Source organism: Enteractinococcus helveticum, from assembly GCF_020742345.1.
GTDB lineage: Bacteria > Actinomycetota > Actinomycetes > Actinomycetales > Micrococcaceae > Yaniella > Yaniella helvetica_A.
In genome coordinates, this window is sequence record NZ_DYXC01000142.1 from 1 (window position 1) to 18,286 (window position 18,286).

Here is an 18,286-nt window from a genome sequence, read left to right on the forward strand (position 1 = left end):
CATCATCCCACGGAGGTAGGACAACCACAGCAACCATTCAAAAAATGGCATCAAACAAACTTGGCACACTATTGAGTTCTCAAACAACCACACCCACCAACCAACACACCCACACAAGACATGCCAGCCAACAGGAAACAAACGACCCACAACCAAATCATCGTGAATCAAGCCATAAAGGCGCAGAAGATAACACTAAATGATTGGTTCCAATCAAGTCAAATCAGCCCACCGTGACTTCTTTCATAGTCCAATGCAATGGCTATTGAACCATTATCACTGTAAAATGCTTGTGAAGTTCAGTACGATACTGTATTCGATCTGATGTTTTCAGGACCGACATCCGAGCGTAACATGAATGTTTATCGCTTCGTCAAATCGGGGCTGCCTAGAATTTTCCGGGCAGTTTCTCACTATATAGCGTGTTAATATGCATTTCAACATATGTTCACGAGCACTTGGTATCAGCGAGTTAGAGATAGTCCTGACTTGGATCGTTTTATAAATTTTCTAAAAGAACTTCTGTGTCTCAGCGCTTCCCGTCTCCGGTCCGCCCTGGGCACGAGAGATAACTATACACAGATAAATTTCGAATGCAAAATCGGCGGATTCGATGCGGACCTGGAGTTCAGTTCCGCATGAATCAGCCCACTTTTAGACGACTACCGACCCTGTTCCTTCTAAACGAGGTTCTAGTCGAGATGTAGATCTCACACATTATTTGACGTCATGTCCACGAACCCCAAATTCCTGCGGCCACGACGTACCACGAAGTATTTTTGGTGAATCGCATCTTCCGTCGAGAATAGTTGCTCCGGATCCTCGACTTTGGTGTTATTCAGATAAGCTCCCCCGTCTTTGACGGTGCGTCGAGCTGCTGACTTCGATTCTTCAAGTCCTGTGGCTACTAAGAGGTCTACTATGCTCATTTCTTTATTGAGATCTTGAGGTTGTGCGGTTGGCAACTCAGCACCGGCAGCCTTCAGGGTTGCGGGATCAATCTGCTGGAGTTCTCCCCTACCGAATAATGCGGCTGAGGCATCAATGACACGTTGAGTTTGACTTTCTCCGTGAACCAGTGATGTCACTTCCCAAGCAAGACGTCGTTGTGCTTCACGTCGAAAAGGTTCATCCGCCACTTTTTTTGCGTAGTCTTCAAGCTCATCACGAGTGAGGAACGTAAACACCTTCAGACGATCGATAACATCTGCATCTGCGGTATTGATCCAGAACTGGTAGAAGGCATACGGAGAACACATCTCAGGATTTAGCCAGATGGCGTTGCCTTCGGATTTACCAAATTTGGTGCCGTCAGCATTGGTAATCAGCGGGGTACCCATTGCGTGAACGTGTTCACCTTCAACCTTGCGGACCAGTTCGGTACCGGAGGTGAGGTTGCCCCACTGATCAGAGCCACCAGTTTGAAGCGTCACATTGTGGCGACGGTAAAGCTCCATGAAGTCCATACCCTGCAGGACTTGGTATGAAAATTCCGTGTAAGAAATGCCTTCATCGGATTCCAAACGTGAAGCCACAATTTCTTTTCGGATCATTGTGCCTACACGGAAATGTTTGCCAATATCTCGCAAGAAATCGAGGGCAGACAATTCACCTGTCCAGTCAAGGTTATTGACCATGACCGCACCATTGTCGCCTTCAAAGGAAAGATAGTGTTGAATTTGATTGCGCAGCGATCCGACCCAGCCTTCAACGGTTTCACGGGTGTTAAGTGTTCGTTCGGAAGTCTGACGCGGGTCGCCAATCAGCCCGGTCGCCCCTCCAACGAGTGCAACCGGATGATGCCCTGCGAGTTGAAGACGACGCAACAGCAATAATTGGACCAAGTGTCCAAGGTGTAACGATGCCGCGGTGGGATCGAAGCCGCAATAATACCGGATAGGGTCCCCTGCGAGAGCTTCTTCCAATTTGGCTTCATCCGTAGAAACGTGTATAAGTCCACGCCACTTCAGTTCCTGCCAAATGTTTTCAAAAGAAGGATCATTGGCTTGTCGACTCAAAAACTCTTCATTACTCACGGTCATCAAACTACCAGCTTCTGCTAAACGTTCTAAAAATTCTTGGCTTGTATGTCTCGCAGCCCACTAGGCAACTCATTAGCAAGTGCAGTGGTAATCATCGTTAAAGCCTGCGTTGCGCGTGTCATTGCCACGTAGAGGTTGCCGACTGATCCCCCGTTGTGTTGCACCACGTGTTGGGGTTCGACGATTATCACGGCGTCGTATTCTAGTCCTTTGGATTCTTGTGCGGTCACCAGAGCAATATTGCGATCACGTCGCCGTCCGATACCAGTCCACACTTGTCCCGAATAGGTTTTCTCCAGCACGCGATGAATCTTGGCATGGTCATCCCCTACTGCGATGACTCCGATAAGTCCATCCGGGAAGCGTTGAAGCTGTTGATCTACGGAAGTAACCAGTGCTTTATCTAGCTCCTCCACAGTGGTGCGTATTAACTCCGGATCGTGGTTACCTTCGCGTAAGGCGGTGGGCGTCGTGACGCGGCGTCCGGCAGCAGCCGCTACCTTTGCAGCAGTCTGCGTGATGCGTTCCGGGGTCCGGTAATTGACGGTCAGCTCAGCTAACCGCCAGTGGTTTGGTGCAAACGGTTCTAGAATTGAGCCCCAGTCCGTGCTGGGATCGGCACCTGATGCTTGCGCTAAATCGCCGACGATTGTGAACGAACGCAACGGTGATCTGCGGAACAGCATGCGCCATTGCATGTGGCTCAGTTCTTGCGCCTCGTCGACAATGACGTGGGCGTATGTCCAGGTTCTGTCCCGCTGCGCACGATCAGCCACCGAAGTCCACGGAGTTTCCGGTTCCTGAGCAGCCGCCAGCATTTCGGGGGTCACCACCCCGTCGACGCCAATATCTTCGAGGGTATAGTGCATATTTTCCAGGGCAGCTTCGGCGGTATCAAGGTTGCGCTGCTGCGCCTTTTTCGAGCCTTGACCTGCTGCAGATACCAGATCGCCTATTGCCACTGCGGCCTCATCGATCAGTGGCACATCGGCTTCCGTGAACGGTGTACCCGGCGCCCGCAGCAGTGTTTTGATTTCCGTTGCAGACAACATTGGAGCAGCATCGACCAGATACTTGGGCCTGGACAACAACTCATCTACCAGTCCCGTAGGTGTCAACGGCATCCAGCACAGGTTGAGCAATTTTCGAACCTCGCGAGACTGACGAATCTCTTGGCGCAAGTATGATCGGTCGGCTTTATTGACCAGACCGTCTTCGCGTTTGGGACTGACGATATCGCGCATTTGGTCATACAGGGTACGCACCATGTGGTCGACGAACACTTCGCGCGCTTGGTTGTGCGGTTTACCCGACTCCCGAGCATGTCCGATAGCGCGCCGTATTTGAACGGGTCGTACCCGAAGGCGAATACCGTCCACAGTGACCCAAGTGGTTTCTGGAATATTACGTTGCCGTAACATCACCGCATTGGCGATGATTTCTTGCATCACGGCACGGCCTTTAATCTCAACGGCAGCGTGGTCCGTTTCAGGGCGTGCTGCAATTCCTGGGTAGAGGTTCCCAAGCGACCGCATTACCACTCCGGTTTCCCCCAACGAGGGAAGCACCTGATCAATGTAATTCATAAAGGCTTCAGAAGGCCCCACGAGCAGCACACCGGATTTAGCCAACCGGTCACGATAGGTATAGAGCAAATACGCAGCCCGGTGGAGTGCCACCGCCGTCTTGCCGGTACCGGGGCCACCTTGGACGACCAGTACCCCACGCATTTCGTCGCGAATAATTTCATCTTGTTCACGTTGAATGGTCCCAACGATGTCACCCATTGCCCCGGTACGTGACGCACTGACGGCAGACAACAGTGCTTGGGAAGCCTGGCCCGATTCCGTTGAAGTCAAAACATCATCTTCAAATGATTCAACGGTTCGGCCGCTCATCATAATATGACGACGACGTGCTACCCCCTGCCGATTGGCAGCCGTTGCCTGGTAGAAAGGGGCGGCTTCGGGCGCCCGCCAATCCACCAGAATCCGGGTGTGCTGGTCATCGGATAACCCGATGCGACCAATATGACGTGCTACGGCGTCGTCGGTATCAAGACGCCCGAATACGAGTCTGTCGTCTACCGCGTCTAACTGGTTGATGCGATCTTGATACAGGCTGGCAAATGAATCGCGCTCCGATTGGTTTTGATAGGAACCTTGCAGGCCTCGGGCCTGGATGCGAACTAACTGCTGTTTCTTTTTGTCCCGCAACGTATCGAGACGTTCATAGAGTCTCGCCACATAGTTACGCTCTTCATCCAACTGCTGCTGGTACCACGATGTGGTGTCGGTGGACGCATATTGGTCGGTCACCAAGGCTCCTTAACTGCTAGCCCTTGGGCTAGCACTCGGCTCATTCGACCCTCTAGTCTACTGGTTACCTAGCGCAGCCCGGTAGGATTTGTGGCGGCAAACTCACGGATTTCAGCTAGCTGCCGCTTAAACTCAACCAGTTGGTCGGCGACGGCGTTCGGGCCGGTACCGCCCTGAGAGGAACGCGAGTTTAATGAACCTTCGGTTGATAACACGCTCCGTACTGCTGGGGTCAGGTGTTCAGAGATGTTGGCGTATTCTTCGTCGGTGAGATCCCAGAGTTCCACACCGCGGGCTTCGGCCAGCTGAACGGCTTCACCAGCAAGTTCGTGGGCAACACGGAATGGGACGCCTTGACGTACCAACCACTCGGCTATATCGGTTGCTAAAGCGAAGCCTTCAGGCGCTAATTCTGCCATGCGCTCGGTGTTGAATGTCAGCGTTGCGATTTGACCGGCGAATGCGGGCAAGAGCAATTCCAAGGTGTCGGCAGCATCAAAAACCGGTTCTTTATCTTCTTGTAAGTCGCGGTTATAAGCTAGCGGGAGGGCCTTTAATGTCGTCATCAAGCCGGTGAAGTTCCCGAGGAGTCGACCAGACTTTCCGCGCGCCAATTCGGCAATATCTGGGTTCTTCTTTTGGGGCATGATAGATGATCCAGTGGAATACGCATCATGTAAGGTAACGAAGTTCACCTCTTTGGTCGCCCAGAAGATGATTTCTTCAGAGAGGCGCGAGAGGTTAATGCCAATCATTGAGGCGATCCAAGCAAATTCGGCAAAAACATCCCGTGCAGCAGTACCGTCAATCGAGTTCCAGACCGCTGATTCGAACCCGAGGTCATGGGCAACTGCTTCCGGGTCGAGACCAAGCGAGGATCCAGCCAGAGCTCCGGAACCATATGGGCTGACCGCTGCACGACGATCCCAGTCGACAAATCGCTGCAGGTCACGAGACAAGGCCCATGCGTGAGCAAGTAAATGATGTGAAAGCAAAACCGGCTGGGCGTGTTGCAGGTGTGTGCGTCCGGGCATGGGCGCATAAGGATGCGCTTCAGCCTGAGTGATCAGAGCATCGATGACGTCGAGTAATAAGAAAGAAATCTCGCGGACATGATCGCGCAGAAACATCCGTCCCATGGTGGCGATCTGGTCATTTCGTGACCGGCCCGCGCGCAGTTTGCCACCGAGTTCTAATCCAGCCCGTTCTAACAAACCGCGTTCAAGCGATCCGTGCACGTCTTCGTCGGAAGCAGCGGCAACATATGTGCCGTTCGCGACGTCGGTCTCCAATTGGTCCAAAGCGGCCAACATCTTCGGCAGTTCTTCATCGCTAAGAAGCCCTGCATGGTGCAACACGCGAGCGTGGGCACGGGAGCCTGCAATATCGTATTTGGCGAGTCGCCAGTCAAAATGCGTTGATTTGCTCAACGCTGCCAACGCGTCGGCGGGCCCATCTGAAAATCGACCACCCCACAGCGATCCTTCATTTGTACCGTGTGATGCTGTGTCAGCCATCGTGTTGTAACCTCTTTTCGTGCAGGAATCCTCTGGTTCAAAACTACCAATAAATACGCCTGGTGAAAGTCCTACTACTAACGTGCGACCGTGACACTCCATCACCCAGCCATCCCAAGACATTGCATGATGCACCGATGTGTATCCTGCTGATCTGGATGCCTCGTCGTCGTGTACCTTCGATGCTCGGAGGCTCAGGCCGGTGCAAAATTGTCTAAACTACCAATATGACCGATAACCAACCTCAGGACCAGCCAGAATTAACCGACGACCAACTAGAATTTCTGAACACATTATTTGATTATGCGCGAAATGGTCAGGTGCAGGCGCTATCATCGGCAATCGATCAGGGTATCCCGGTCGATTTGCGTAATCACAACGGCGACACGTTCCTCATTTTGGCAGCCTATCGAGAACAGGCAGAGATAGTGAACGCTCTGCTGGCTAGGGATGCTGATGTCAACGCGCTCAATAATCGGGGGCAATCGGCTCTTACGAGTGCAATATTTATGCAGAATACCGATATAGCCAAGGCTTTATTGGATGCCGGGGCAGATCCAGATTTGGGTCCTCAATCAGCTCGTGCCGCGATTAGTGCCATGGGCCTCGATACCATGGGACAGTTTTTGTCCGACTATGAAAAGCAGTCACCAAAAGACTAGAACGAACACCAAAAACTCGGTACCTCGATGCAGCCTGGGCAACAGCAGACGTACCAATATGAGGAGTTATTTTGAATCACACGATGACCAAATCAAAACGCTGGCTGTCAGCGACAGGACTGGGCGTTCTCGCGGCCTGGACCCTTGCTGCATGCGGTGGTGGACCACCTAGCTTGACGGAGATTTCAGAAACCGCAAAGCAGTCCATGAGCGAAGCGAGCTCCTTTACCTACACCAGAACCGATCCCGAGGGTGTTCACGACGAAGACATCTCGCTGATTGAATGGTCCGGTCAAACAGCGCAAGATAACCATCATGTCACGATCGATGCCGAACAAGGATCACTGGAATTTCTGGTAATCGACGAGTCGACTGCATTCTTAAAACTCGATCCGCAAGAAGGCGCAGAAGACGAACTGTTTACCTTGCCCGGTGCTGAGGGGCAATGGATTCAGGCACCAGAGTCCGGTCTACAGGACACATTGGGCCTTGAAGACGAGTTCGCTTCGACAACAGAAACGGCGTTCTCGCTCATCGATGAGCTATCTGACGAAGAACTCGAAACCCTTGACGCCGAAGAAACTGAGTTAGATGGTCAAGAAGTCTATAAATACACGGTGCCGGCGACGACAGGTAATAATTCGGATCTGTATACCGGTTCTGAAACGGTTGCATTTTACTTCTTGAAGGAGACTTCTGACCTGATCCAGGTCGATGCGACCTCCGGCGAGAAGACAGCAACACATGCCTTTACGAATCTCAACGAAGTCGAGCTCTTCGAGGCTCCCCCGGAAGAGGAAATCTCCGATCTGCAGTGGACGTTCTAACGCTGTGAACATACCCTAGAACTGCGTAGTAAGGCTCGGATCCAAAAGGAACCGAGCCTTACGCATTTAATAACCTATAGTTTAGGTTCTTGTTCAGCGTAGCCAATAAATGTTTGAGCAACGTGTTGTCCACCATTCGGGTCGCGGGTGACGACCATGATAGCGTCGTCACCCGCGATGGTTCCCAACACGAAGTTCAAGCGTGCTTGGTCAATAGCTGATGCCAGAAACTGTGCCGCTCCCGGTGGTGTGCGCAGCACCGCAATATTTGCTGATCCATCTGCAGCCAGCAACAATTCTCTGCACAGACTAAATAAGCGTGCGTCGGTGGCTTCTGGGCTCTGGGTAACCGTTCCCGTTTTCGTGTCAGTTGGCACGTGGTAGATCATTTGGCCAGTTTCGTCACGAATTCTGGTTGCCCCAATATCCACCAGATCACGAGATAGCGTACCCTGTGTGACGGTAACTCCGCGTTGGGCTAGCGCATCGGCTAGTTCAGCCTGAGAACGGATTGACTGGGTTTCCAGTACCGTTCGAATCTCATGCTGCCGGGCCGCTTTGGTCATCGGAGTCATCATGGCTAACGTACTTTGGTTCGTGAAGCCACCGCGTGTGGAAGGGATAGCTCAGCTGGCATATCCGCCAGGCCAGATGCATAAAGCAGCCAGGCGATAAGAGCCTTTTGTGCGTGTAAACGGTTTTCAGCTTCGTCAAAAACCCTCGATTGCGGTCCGTCGATCACCTCTTCAGCAACCTCATACCCGCGGTAGGCAGGTAGGCAGTGCAAGAAGATCGCATCATCGGCGGCTTGTGCCATCGCGTCGGGGTCAACGGAATACTCTTTGAACAGTTTCAAGCGTAGTTCGGTTTCATCTTCCTGGCCCATTGAAATCCAGGTGTCAGTCACTACGACGTCAGCGTCCGCCAAGGCTTCTGCGGCGTTGGTCGTGACCAGAATCGAACCACCGGCTGCTTCAGCACGCTGGGTGGCTGCGGCAACGACGGCGTCATCAGGAAGATAGCCTTCGGGACCAGCGATGCGGACATGCATGCCAGCTGTGGCACCGCCAAGCAGATAGGAGTTGGCCATATTATTGGCCGCGTCCCCAAGGTAGGTCATGGTCAGCCCCTGGGTCGAACCCTTGGCTTCACGCACGGTTTGCAGGTCGGCGAGCACCTGACACGGATGGTAATCATCGGTCAGGGCATTGATGACCGGAATAGCAGAGTTTTCGGCGAGTTCTTCTATGCCAGCTTGGGAATAGGTGCGCCAGATGACAACCGAAACCATGCGTTCAAAGACTTTTGCCGAGTCGTAAATGGATTCTTTGTGCCCCATTTGCGATTCGCCCGGGTTGATGATCAGTGGGCTTCCACCAAGCTCGCTCAGGCCTGCGGCAAACGAAATGCGGGTCCGGGTGGAGGTTTTGTCAAACATGACAATCCCGGTTTGAGGTCCAGCTAGTGGTTTGAAGTCAAAGCGTCGTTGCTTCATGATCGCGGCCAGATCGAGGACTTCTGCCTGTTCTGCTGGGCTTAAATCGGTGTCGATAAGAAAGTGTCGTGGGGTTTTGGGCATGATGCCGCTCCTTCAAGCTCGCTCAGCTAGTTGGCTTCCGCAACCGCTTCAGCAACGATATTGGGCAGGTCTTGGATGAGGGGGTCGACCTGTTCGGTCGTGATGATCAGCGGTGGTGCTAGGCGCAGGGTGGTCTCATCGGTGGCGTTGATAATGTACCCGTAGTCCAGAGCTTTGGCAACGACTTTTGGCGCCAGACCGCCGTCTGGCATTTTCTGGGCGGTGATGGCTGCAGTGTCGAGTTCGACGCCTTGCCATAGGCCGTAAGCGCGGACGGTTTTGACTATCGGCAAAGCTTGGAGCTGTTGTTCCAGGTAGGTGCCAACCGTGCGAACATTGTCGAGGAGGTTATTGGATTCGATGGTCTCTAAGACTGCCAGTGCCGTGGCGGTGGCCAGCGGGTTGCCGCCGAAGGTGGTGCCGTGTTGGCCTGCCGTAAAGAGTTCAGAGACGTCTTTGCCGAAGGTCACCAGCGCACCGATTGGCATGCCACCGCCTAGTCCTTTGGCCAGGGTCATGGCATCGGGGAACACCGGGTCTGCCGTGCCGGTGACTTGCGGGTTCTGGAAAGCAAACCAGGTACCGGTTCGGCCGATGCCCGATTGGATCTCGTCAAAAATCAGCAGTGCCCCGTGTTCATTACAGGACTGGCGGACCTGCCGGAGGTAACCGGGCGGGAAATCTCGTACGCCGGCTTCACCCTGCACGGGTTCAACAATCACGGCTGCCACGGTGTCGTCCATCTCAGCTTTCAGCGCTTCGATATCGCCGCCAGGCACGAACACCACGCCCCCGGGTAGCGGCTCAAATGGTTCCCGATACTGTGGTTTCCAGGTCAGGGCAAGGGCGCCCATGGTGCGACCGTGAAACGCGTTTTGCAGTGCAATGATCTTCGGTCGGCTACCACCTTGGGCGTGGCTATGGCGGCGCGCCAGTTTAAAGGCCGCCTCATTGGCTTCGGTACCGGAGTTGGCAAAGAAGGCAGCGCCTTCGGAGATACCAGCCATGGCTAATAGGCGTTCTGCGAGACCGACCTGTGGCGGTGAGGTGAATAAGTTGGAAATATGGCCCAGCGTTTTGGCTTGTTCGGTGAGTGCTTCGACGATCGCTGGGTGCGCGTGACCTAGCGCATTTACTGCGATGCCGGCCAAAAAGTCGGTGTATCGTTTACCGTCGGCATCCCAGACGTATACTCCTTCGCCTTTGACGAGCGCTTGGGCTGGGGTGCCGAATATGTTGGTCATGGAATGTTGATAGCGTTCCAGCAGATTTTCTGTCATGAAGTTCCTATGGTGTGACTTGGGTGCCGACGCCGGCGGTGGTAAAGATTTCCAGCAACATCGAATGCGGTTGTCGGCCATCGACAATGTGCGCCTGTGGCACACCCGATTCGACAGCGCTCAGGCAGGCCCGCATTTTCGGGATCATCCCGGATTCCAAACGATCGAGCATGCTGCGTAGCTCATCTGCGGTGATCGAGGTGATTAACGAAGAAGGATCCGGCCAGTTACCGTAAAGGCCTTCGACATCGGTCAACACCACGAGCTTGGCCGCACCAAGTGCTGCGGCCAATTCGGCGGCGGCGGTATCAGCGTTGACGTTGAGTACTTGTCCAGTGGGCTGATTCGTGTTCGGGTCCACTTCCGGGGCAACCGATGAGACCACTGGGATACGCCCGTTGGCGATCAGGTCGGTAATCGGATCGGTGTTGACCTTAACTACGTCGCCAACCAAACCGAGATCAACGTGTTTGCCGTCGATCACGTGCTGGGTACGGTGAGCGATAAACAGGTCGGCGTCTTCTCCGGACATTCCCACCGCATAAGTACCATGGGCGTTAATGAGGCCGACCAGCTGCCGGCCGACTTTGCCGGTGAGCACCATGCGGACGACTTCCATAGTTTCTTGGGTTGTGACCCGAAGCCCGCCGCGAAATTCCGATTCGATATCGAGCTTGTCAAGCATCTCACTGATCTGTGGACCGCCGCCGTGGACAACCACCGGGTGGATGCCGCAGTGATGGAGAAAAACCATGTCCTGGACGAAAGCTTCGCGCAGTTCATCAGACACCATGGCGTTCCCACCGTATTTGATGACCATGGTGGTACCAGCAAATTTCTGGATCCAGGGCAGCGCCTCGATCAGCACGGCCGCTTTTTCGGCAGCCTTGGACATATCGCGTGGAGTTATTGTCATGAAAGGTGCTCTTCTAGGAGGAGTATTCGGCGTTTTCGCGCACGTAATCATAGGACAGGTCATTGGTCCACACGGTAACCGCGTGATCGCCGGCCTTCAGGTAAATATCGACGGTGACTTCACGGTCGTCGAATTTCACCAAGCTGCGATCTTCGCCAATCCCGGCATTGCGGCACACCATGACGTCGTTCACCGCAACATCCAGGGTGGTCGGGTTGAATTGGGCGTGCGTGGTGCCAACGGCAGAGATGATTCGGCCCCAGTTGGGATCTTGACCGAACATCGCGGTCTTAAACAGATTCGAGCGAGTCACCGCACGGGCAACCTCTTCGCCTTCGGCTTCGGTGGCTGCGCCATGAACCGTCACAGCGATGTCGCGGGTAGACCCTTCGGCATCCCCGATGATCTGGCGGGCCAGTGAACCACACACCGAACGCAGCAGTTCTTGTAACTCGTCGCGATCGGGCGTGACCTCGGAGGCGCCCGAGGCCATGAGCAGAACGGTATCATTAGTTGACATACAACCATCGGAATCTGCCCGATTGAACGTCGTCCGAACGGCTTCTGTCAACAGCTCGTGAGCCAGTGCTGAATCCACAACGGCGTCGGTGGTCACCACGGCAAGCATTGTGGCCATGCCCGGTGCGATCATCCCTGCACCCTTGGTCAGGCCGGACACCGTGTAGCCAGTTCCCTGTGCTTGAGCGGTTTTGTGGACTGTATCGGTGGTCATAATCGCTTTGGCAGCGGTCACGAATCCATCGTCAGTCAGCGACTCAACGGCGGTTGTGATCCCGGTGATCACCTTGTCCATGGGTAAGCGTTCGCCAATCAGCCCGGTGGAACACACCAGCACGTCGTCGGCGGCAATGTCTAACTCTTGAGCGGTGTGGTCAGCCATGGCGGCAGCATCCTGGTCACCTTGGACACCCGTGCAGGCATTCGCACCGCCGGAGTTCAATATTACGGCGCGGGCTTGCCCATTTTGGATCGCGCTCTGGGACCAGCGCACCGGGGCGGCAGAGATACGATTGGTGGTGAATACTCCGGCAGCGTCATAGCGTGGTCCGTTATTGACGATCAGTGCAAGGTCAAGATCGCCGGATGCTTTGATGCCTGCGGCGATGCCGGAAGCGGTAAATCCGGCCGGTTGGGTGATACTCACGGCGCGACTCCTTGAACGGTCAAACCTGTTTCTTCGGGATATCCCAAGGCGATATTCATCGACTGGATTGCTCCCCCGGCGGTACCTTTGGTGAGGTTATCGACGGCGACCACCACAATGACGCGACCGGCGGCTTCATCAACGGCCAGCTGCATTACGACGTGGTTGGAGCCGAGTACAGATTTCGTGGAAGGCCACTGGCCCTCGGGCAGCAGGTGTACGAATTGTTCGTTGCTATAAGCTTTTTCCCATGCGGCACGAATTGCTTCGGCGGAGGTGCCGGGCACATATTTGGCGGTGGCCGTGGTCAAAATCCCGCGTGGCATCGGGGCCAGGGTTGGAGTAAATGATAGCGAGACGTCTTGTCCGGCAGCCTGCGACAGGCCCTGAATGATTTCAGGGGTGTGACGGTGTAGGCCACCTACACCGTAGGGGCTCATACCGCCCATAACTTCGGAACCCAGCAGGTGCGGTTTCAGTGATTTTCCAGCCCCCGAAGTCCCCGATGCCGCAACAATGACGACGTCGTCAGTTTGCAATACCCCACCGGTAAATCCAGGTGCCAATCCCAGAATCGAGCCGGTCGGGTAACATCCAGGCACCGCAATCCGTTGAGCATTGGCAAGCTTTTCCCGGTTACCGGGCAATTCAGGCAGACCATAGGGCCAGGTACCGGCATGTGGTGAACCATAGAATTTCTCCCACATTGCACTATCGGTCAGACGGTGGTCGGCACCAGCGTCAATCACCAGGGTATCTTGAGGCAGTTGAGCCGCGATTTCGGCGGATGCGCCGTGCGGCAGCGCTAAGAAAACGACATCATGGCCGCGCAGTACGTCAACATCGGTTGACTCCAGCACGCGGTCTGCCAGAGCATGCAGATGTGGTTGCAGGCCGCCAAGTTTCTGGCCGGCGTTGGAATGGGCGGTGATTGAGCCAATTTCGACGTGCGGGTGTGAGGTCAACAACCGTAGAACCTCTCCACCGGCATAGCCACTGGCTCCAGATACAGCTACACGAAGAGTCATGCGTCCACCCTAGCATCAAAATATGCAGCATGTGTAATAATTATGCAGCACAGCATTTCTAGCGATGCTCCCCACGGAAATGTAACCTAGCAACTATGACTCAAATTCCCGTAGAACTTCCAGAAAATATGCGTGCAGCTGTGGTCACACAAGCGGGCGGTCCAGAGAATTTTGATTGGCGTGAAGTCCCCGTCCCTACTCCCGATGCAGGCCAAGTGTTGGTCGAAACGGCGGCGGCAGGTTTGAACTTTATTGAAACGTATCAGCGTTCTGGACTGTACGATGTCCCCTACCCGTTTATTCCCGGGTCCGAGGGTTCCGGAACGGTCATCGCTGTTGGCGACGACGTCACGAATATTGCCGTGGGCGATCGTGTGGCCACTGCATCGGCCGAAGCCACTTATGCGGAGTTTTTTGTTGCTCCGGCCGATAAATTATTGCCGGTACCCGACACGATTGACCTCATCGAGGCCGCAGCTATCCCGCTGCAGGGTATGACGGCCCATTATCTATGCCGTTCCACATTTGAAGTCAAACCTGGCCACAACGTGTTTGTGACCGCCGGTGCCGGCGGCGTCGGACAGTTGCTGATTCAGATGTGCAAACACCTGGGCGCTAATGTCTACACGGTGGTCTCCACTGAAGAAAAACGCAAGATTGCTTTGAACGCCGGGGCCGACGAGGTGTTCGATTACGACAATTTTGGTGACAAATTACGTGAAGTCACCAACGGCGTCGGCGTGGATGTGGTCTATGACGGCGTCGGGGCAAATACTTTTGATGCCTCGTTGGCCTCGCTGCGGATCCGCGGGATGATGGTGCTCTTCGGGGCTGCTTCCGGTCCGGTACCACCATTTGATTTGCAACGGCTTAATTCCGGCGGTTCATTATTCGCTACGCGGCCGAGCTTGGCGTTTTACACGCTTACCGGCGATGAGGTGTCGTGGCGGGCTGGCGAGATTTTTGGTTGGCTTGCTGAGGGCGTCCTGAGTCTCAGCGTGGATGAACGATTCGATCTGAAAAATGCTGGTGATGCTCATCGTGCGCTCGAATCGAGATCCACAACCGGTAAGACGGTACTCATTCCGTAAGCACTTTGCGAGGTTAAATCACAAGGGGCAGACGTGGTGTTGGCTTAGCACACCACGCCTGCCCCTTGTTTTGTCTGGGTTTAGAGCAGGGACATGACCGTGGTTCCGATCATGCCGATGACAACGAGTAGTGCTATGAACGAGACACCAAATTGTCGGCGGCGACGTTTGGCGCGCTCGCGATCGGATTCTGGGACGGGATCATGGAGTTCCCAGGGTTGACTCATCGTAGAACTGCTCCGTGTTCGGTTTCTGCTGCTGCGATCGCGGCGAGACGGGCTTGGGATGCTTCATCAGCCGTCAGTGTGCGATCGGTGGCTCGGAAGCGCAGGTTGAAGGCCAGGGACTTTTTACCTTCCGCAATACCAGCGCCGGTGTACACATCAAATAAACCGATGTGTTCTAATAGGTCACCGGCTGCTTGTTGTAGGGTTTGCTGCACGTCTGCAGCGACAACCTGGTGATCCACGACCAGCGCGACGTCTTGATAGGTGGCCGGGAAAGTGACCACCGGTTGCGCTTCTACCACGTTGGGGGCTGCGGAAACCAGCGCATCCAGGTCCAATTCCATCGCGGCGGTGCGAGCGGGCAGATCCCAGTCTTCCAAGAGTTTCGGCAGCAGTTCACCAGCATAACCAATAACTGTACCGTCGACCACAAGTTCCGCGACACGGCCAGGGTGGAAACCGTGGTGTGCACCCTGTCGAATCGTCAGGTCGACGCCGGCGACATCGGCGATATCGAGGGCAGTACCGATTGGATCCTGCCAGTCGTAGACGCGCGGTGTATGACCTGGTCCCGGAGCTGAATCGTGGCCGGTGAAGACCGCGGCAAGCCGATGCGGTTGTGCCGGGATGCCGGCTTCAAGTCCAGCCAGTACCTCATCGGAGGGACGAACTCCCAGCGGCGGGATCTCCGGCGAGCCGATAGTGGCACCCGGCAGGAAGACTTTGCCTGACTCATACACGGCGATGTCACGGAATCCGCGCGAAACGTTACGACGTGCGGTTTCCAGCAGGCCGGGCAAAATGGTGGTGCGCAGCCAGCCGAACTCCGCAGAGATTGGGTTGGCAAGTTTCACCATGCGCTGGGCTGCAGCCGTTTCCTCATTCGGGGAACCAAAGGTTTTATTCTGGGCTTCCGATACAAACGGGTAGGACAGGGTTTCAATCAGTCCAGCTCCTGCCAGAGCATCAGCGATCTGGCGACGCATCCGCTGGGCCTTGGTCAGGCCGCGACCAGGAGGTGGCACGGGCAGCGTGGCAGGAATATGTGAATAACCCACGAGTCGGGCCACTTCTTCGACGAGGTCTTCCGGAATATTCAAATCGGTACGCCAGGATGGCGGCGTGACCACAAAGATCGTGGTGCCATCGGTGTCATCGCGCTGTTGCGAAACGTGGCCGCCCAGATCGACTAGCACCTGGTTGACTTGTTCTTCGGTATAGTCATAGCCCACCAATTGCGATGGGTAATCAGCGCGCAGTCGAACGGTTGGAACCATCGGTGGTTCACCCACGTCTGTGACACCATCGTTTATCGCGCCTCCGGCGAGCTCCACGAGTAATTCGGCGGCACGCTGGGCTGCTTTGTCGGCTACATGCCAGTCCACACCGCGGGTATTGCGTTTGGACGCTTCGGATGGCAGACGATGACGACGCTGGGTGCGCGACACCGAAACGGGATCGAAATTCGCCGATTCAATCAGAATTGAGGTGGTGGTGTCGCTGACTTCGGTCGATAAACCACCCATGACGCCGGCGATACCGATCGGGCCCGAATCGTCGGTGATCAGCAGGTCCTCGACGTGCAGTTTGCGGGTCTTGCCGTCCAGGGTTTCTAAGGTTTCGCCCTCGTGTGCGCGCCGAACAACTATCTGACCACGCAGTTTCTCGGCGTCGTAGAAATGCAACGGCTGCCCCAGCTCGAGCATGACGTAGTTGGAAATATCAACCGGCAGGCTCAGCGGACGAATTCCTGCCAAGCGCAGGCGCGCAGCCATCCATGACGGCGTGGTGGCCTTGGGATCAATGGCATCAACACGCCGGGCAACAAATCGAGTGGCCCCGGGCTGCCCGTGGATCGGTGCGTTGTCATCAATGCGTACCGACCAGCCGGTGTCGTGAGCTGCTGGCACCTGAATCGCGCACGCCGGATCCGTAAATTCGGTTCCAGTAGCATGGGCGTATTCGCGGGCAGCGCCACGAATTGATAGCACGTAGCCGCGATCGGGAGTGACGTTAATTTCGGCTGCTTCATCATTCAGATGCAAAAGTTCCAGCACATCAGTACCGATTTCTGGATCAAGGCCCCACTCTGACAATACAACGATGCCGTCATGCCCCTCCCCCAGACCAAGCTCGGATTCTGAAGCGATCATCCCGGCCGAGATATGACCATAGGTTTTACGTGCAGAAATCTTGAAATTGCCGGGTAACACCGCGCCGGGCAGCGTCACGATCACCTTATCGCCAACTTCAAAGTTGTGGGCACCACACACCACGCCCTGGACACCAGAAGGGTCAATACCTTGACCTTCAAGGGTCTGAGGTTGGCCATCTGGGACCACCTGCACGCGGCACCAGTTGATGGTCTTGCCGTTGGAATGTTCTTCGGGGGTTTTTTCTAAAACCTTGCCAACAACGATCGGACCGGTGAGTTCAAAACCATGAACATCCTCTTCTTCTAAACCGACCTTGACCAGATCTGCCAGAAGGTCTTGTGCTGTAGCGTCTGCTGGAAGCTGCGTGTACTCACGCAACCATGACAATGGGATACGCATTATGTGACTAAATCTCCATTCCGAATTGCGTTGAGAAGCGCACGTCGCCTTCGATCATGTCGTGCATGTCGGTAACCCCGTTGCGGAACATTAAGGTGCGTTCCACACCCATCCCGAACGCGAAACCGGAATACACATCCGGGTCAATACCAGCGGCACGCAGCACCTGCGGGTGAATCATACCGCAACCGCCCCACTCAACCCACTGGGGCCCACCTTTGGCATCCGGGTGCCAAACATCGAGTTCCGCAGACGGCTCGGTAAAGGGGAAAAAGTTTGGGCGCAACCGAATGCGGGCATCCGCCCCGAACATTGATGTTGCAAAGTATTCCAGAGTCCCGCGTAGATCAGCCATCGTCAGACCTTTGTCAACGGCGAGACCTTCGAACTGGTGGAACACCGGCGTGTGGGTGGCATCCAGCTCGTCGGTGCGGAACGTTTTACCAGGCACCAGAATATAGGTCGGTGCTCCGCGTTCCAGCATGGCGCGAATCTGCACCGGGGAGGTATGCGTGCGCAGCACGAGATGACGATCAGTGGGCTCAACAAAGAAAGTGTCTTGCATTTCTCGAGCCGGATGGTCCGGTTCAAAGTTCAATGCGTCGAAATTGTACCATTCGGATTCCAGCTCAGGACCCTCGGCAATTTCCCATCCCATGCCCACGAAAATATCCGAGACCCGCTCTTGCAGTAATTCCAGCGGGTGACGAGCCCCTTGGCGACGGCGACGCACCGCTGTGGTCACGTCAACGGTTTCTTCCACGAGCATCCGGGCCTCGTGCTCAGCTTGCAGCCGGGCTTCGCGGTCTGCGAGCGCCTTGCCCACCTTGCCGCGTGCTTGGCCCATACGTTTGCCGGCCTCAGCTTTTTGGGATTTATCGAGCTTGCCGATCAAGCGGTTGGCCAGTGTTAGCGGAGCATTGTCACCGGTGTGTGCGATACGGGCCGCTTTGAGTTCGTCAAGATTCGTTGCAGCCTCGAATGCTGCGATAGCAGCTTGAATGGCTTGCTCGACGGCCTGCTCATCGGCCGGTGAAACCTCCGGTGGGAGATTCGAAGTATCCGTCATATTGGGGTAC

General features: G+C 55.1%; 16 protein-coding genes. 4 read left to right on the forward strand and 12 right to left on the reverse strand.

The genetic code is table 11. From position 1 onward, the window contains the following. Positions 1-203 (forward strand): hypothetical protein (locus tag K8V32_RS12060; protein WP_303907775.1); only part of this gene is annotated, 203 nt, incomplete at its 5' end. Positions 204-710: 507 nt separating this feature from the next. On the opposite strand, the gene tyrS is transcribed toward K8V32_RS12060, so the two are convergent. The 3 genes from tyrS to argH form a co-directional block, all read right to left on the reverse strand. Further along, entirely contained in the window at positions 711-2,042 is a 1,332-nt protein-coding gene (gene tyrS, locus K8V32_RS12065; RefSeq protein ID WP_303907778.1) for a tyrosine--tRNA ligase, read from the reverse strand. Positions 2,043-2,068: 26 nt separating this feature from the next. Further along, positions 2,069-4,360, reverse strand: coding sequence for a HelD family protein (locus K8V32_RS12070; RefSeq protein WP_303907780.1), 2,292 nt, complete (start codon positions 4,358-4,360; stop codon positions 2,069-2,071). A gap of 68 nt (positions 4,361-4,428) precedes the next feature. Further along, on the reverse strand, positions 4,429-5,877 hold the full coding sequence (gene argH / locus K8V32_RS12075) for an argininosuccinate lyase (protein WP_303907783.1): 1,449 nt from the start codon (positions 5,875-5,877) through the stop codon (positions 4,429-4,431). A gap of 227 nt (positions 5,878-6,104) precedes the next feature. On the opposite strand from argH, the gene K8V32_RS12080 reads away from it, so the two are divergent. Both K8V32_RS12080 and K8V32_RS12085 read left to right on the forward strand, forming a co-directional pair. After that, positions 6,105-6,539 (forward strand): ankyrin repeat domain-containing protein, encoded by a 435-nt coding sequence (locus K8V32_RS12080; protein ID WP_303907786.1) that lies wholly within the window; start codon positions 6,105-6,107, stop codon positions 6,537-6,539. Positions 6,540-6,622: 83 nt separating this feature from the next. Beyond that, a complete protein-coding gene (locus K8V32_RS12085; RefSeq protein WP_303907787.1) occupies positions 6,623-7,366 on the forward strand; it encodes a hypothetical protein in 744 nt (247 codons plus the stop codon). A 74-nt stretch (positions 7,367-7,440) separates the two neighbouring features. Here K8V32_RS12085 and K8V32_RS12090 read toward each other — a convergent pair whose 3' ends face one another. The 6 genes from K8V32_RS12090 to argC are packed head-to-tail and all read right to left on the reverse strand — an operon-like array spanning position 7,441 to position 13,334. After that, positions 7,441-7,932 carry an arginine repressor gene (locus K8V32_RS12090; RefSeq protein ID WP_303907789.1) on the reverse strand — a complete coding sequence of 164 codons (492 nt, stop codon included), beginning with the start codon at positions 7,930-7,932 and terminating at the stop codon, positions 7,441-7,443. Between the two features lie 14 nt (positions 7,933-7,946). Beyond that, the gene (argF, locus tag K8V32_RS12095; protein ID WP_303907792.1) at positions 7,947-8,945 is read right to left on the reverse strand and encodes an ornithine carbamoyltransferase; all 999 of its coding nucleotides are present in this window, start codon (positions 8,943-8,945) and stop codon (positions 7,947-7,949) included. Positions 8,946-8,971: 26 nt separating this feature from the next. Continuing rightward, on the reverse strand, positions 8,972-10,225 hold the full coding sequence (locus K8V32_RS12100; protein ID WP_303907795.1) for an acetylornithine transaminase: 1,254 nt from the start codon (positions 10,223-10,225) through the stop codon (positions 8,972-8,974). A gap of 7 nt (positions 10,226-10,232) precedes the next feature. Further along, positions 10,233-11,141 (reverse strand): acetylglutamate kinase, encoded by a 909-nt coding sequence (gene argB / locus K8V32_RS12105; protein WP_303907798.1) that lies wholly within the window; start codon positions 11,139-11,141, stop codon positions 10,233-10,235. Between the two features lie 13 nt (positions 11,142-11,154). Next, the gene (argJ, locus tag K8V32_RS12110) at positions 11,155-12,306 is read right to left on the reverse strand and encodes a bifunctional glutamate N-acetyltransferase/amino-acid acetyltransferase ArgJ (protein ID WP_303907801.1); all 1,152 of its coding nucleotides are present in this window, start codon (positions 12,304-12,306) and stop codon (positions 11,155-11,157) included. Then, a complete protein-coding gene (gene argC / locus K8V32_RS12115; RefSeq protein ID WP_303907804.1) occupies positions 12,303-13,334 on the reverse strand; it encodes an N-acetyl-gamma-glutamyl-phosphate reductase in 1,032 nt (343 codons plus the stop codon). Before argC ends, argJ begins: the two co-directional genes overlap by 4 nt. A 95-nt stretch (positions 13,335-13,429) precedes the next feature. Here argC and K8V32_RS12120 point away from each other — a divergent pair, with 95 nt between their 5' ends. Beyond that, a complete protein-coding gene (locus tag K8V32_RS12120) occupies positions 13,430-14,425 on the forward strand; it encodes a quinone oxidoreductase family protein (RefSeq protein ID WP_303907807.1) in 996 nt (331 codons plus the stop codon). Positions 14,426-14,505: 80 nt separating this feature from the next. Here the strand turns inward: K8V32_RS12120 and K8V32_RS12125 are convergent, their stop codons facing one another. The 3 genes from K8V32_RS12125 to pheS are packed head-to-tail and all read right to left on the reverse strand — an operon-like array spanning position 14,506 to position 18,276. Then, positions 14,506-14,652, reverse strand: coding sequence for a hypothetical protein (locus K8V32_RS12125; protein WP_303907810.1), 147 nt, complete (start codon positions 14,650-14,652; stop codon positions 14,506-14,508). After that, positions 14,649-17,207: a phenylalanine--tRNA ligase subunit beta gene (gene pheT, locus K8V32_RS12130; RefSeq protein ID WP_303907812.1), complete on the reverse strand. Its 2,559-nt coding sequence runs from the start codon at positions 17,205-17,207 to the stop codon at positions 14,649-14,651. The genes K8V32_RS12125 and pheT overlap by 4 nt, the downstream gene beginning before the upstream one ends. Before the next feature lie 7 nt (positions 17,208-17,214). Continuing rightward, positions 17,215-18,276, reverse strand: coding sequence for a phenylalanine--tRNA ligase subunit alpha (pheS, locus tag K8V32_RS12135; RefSeq protein ID WP_303907814.1), 1,062 nt, complete (start codon positions 18,274-18,276; stop codon positions 17,215-17,217). Between the last annotated feature and the right edge of the window lie 10 nt (positions 18,277-18,286).

What these genes read in the sequence shown, in the direction of transcription:
- K8V32_RS12100 (WP_303907795.1), bottom strand. Translation starts at nt 10,225, where the DNA reads ATGACAGAAAATCTGCTGGAACGCTATCAACATTCCATGACCAACATA.
- pheT (WP_303907812.1), bottom strand. Translation starts at nt 17,207, where the DNA reads ATGCGTATCCCATTGTCATGGTTGCGTGAGTACACGCAGCTTCCAGCA.
- argC (WP_303907804.1), bottom strand. Translation starts at nt 13,334, where the DNA reads ATGACTCTTCGTGTAGCTGTATCTGGAGCCAGTGGCTATGCCGGTGGA.
- argF (WP_303907792.1), bottom strand. Translation starts at nt 8,945, where the DNA reads ATGCCCAAAACCCCACGACACTTTCTTATCGACACCGATTTAAGCCCA.
- pheS (WP_303907814.1), bottom strand. Translation starts at nt 18,276, where the DNA reads ATGACGGATACTTCGAATCTCCCACCGGAGGTTTCACCGGCCGATGAG.
- K8V32_RS12080 (WP_303907786.1), top strand. Translation starts at nt 6,105, where the DNA reads ATGACCGATAACCAACCTCAGGACCAGCCAGAATTAACCGACGACCAA.
- K8V32_RS12125 (WP_303907810.1), bottom strand. Translation starts at nt 14,652, where the DNA reads ATGAGTCAACCCTGGGAACTCCATGATCCCGTCCCAGAATCCGATCGC.
- K8V32_RS12090 (WP_303907789.1), bottom strand. Translation starts at nt 7,932, where the DNA reads ATGACCAAAGCGGCCCGGCAGCATGAGATTCGAACGGTACTGGAAACC.
- K8V32_RS12085 (WP_303907787.1), top strand. Translation starts at nt 6,623, where the DNA reads ATGACCAAATCAAAACGCTGGCTGTCAGCGACAGGACTGGGCGTTCTC.
- argH (WP_303907783.1), bottom strand. Translation starts at nt 5,877, where the DNA reads ATGGCTGACACAGCATCACACGGTACAAATGAAGGATCGCTGTGGGGT.
- tyrS (WP_303907778.1), bottom strand. Translation starts at nt 2,042, where the DNA reads ATGACCGTGAGTAATGAAGAGTTTTTGAGTCGACAAGCCAATGATCCT.
- K8V32_RS12120 (WP_303907807.1), top strand. Translation starts at nt 13,430, where the DNA reads ATGACTCAAATTCCCGTAGAACTTCCAGAAAATATGCGTGCAGCTGTG.
- argB (WP_303907798.1), bottom strand. Translation starts at nt 11,141, where the DNA reads ATGACAATAACTCCACGCGATATGTCCAAGGCTGCCGAAAAAGCGGCC.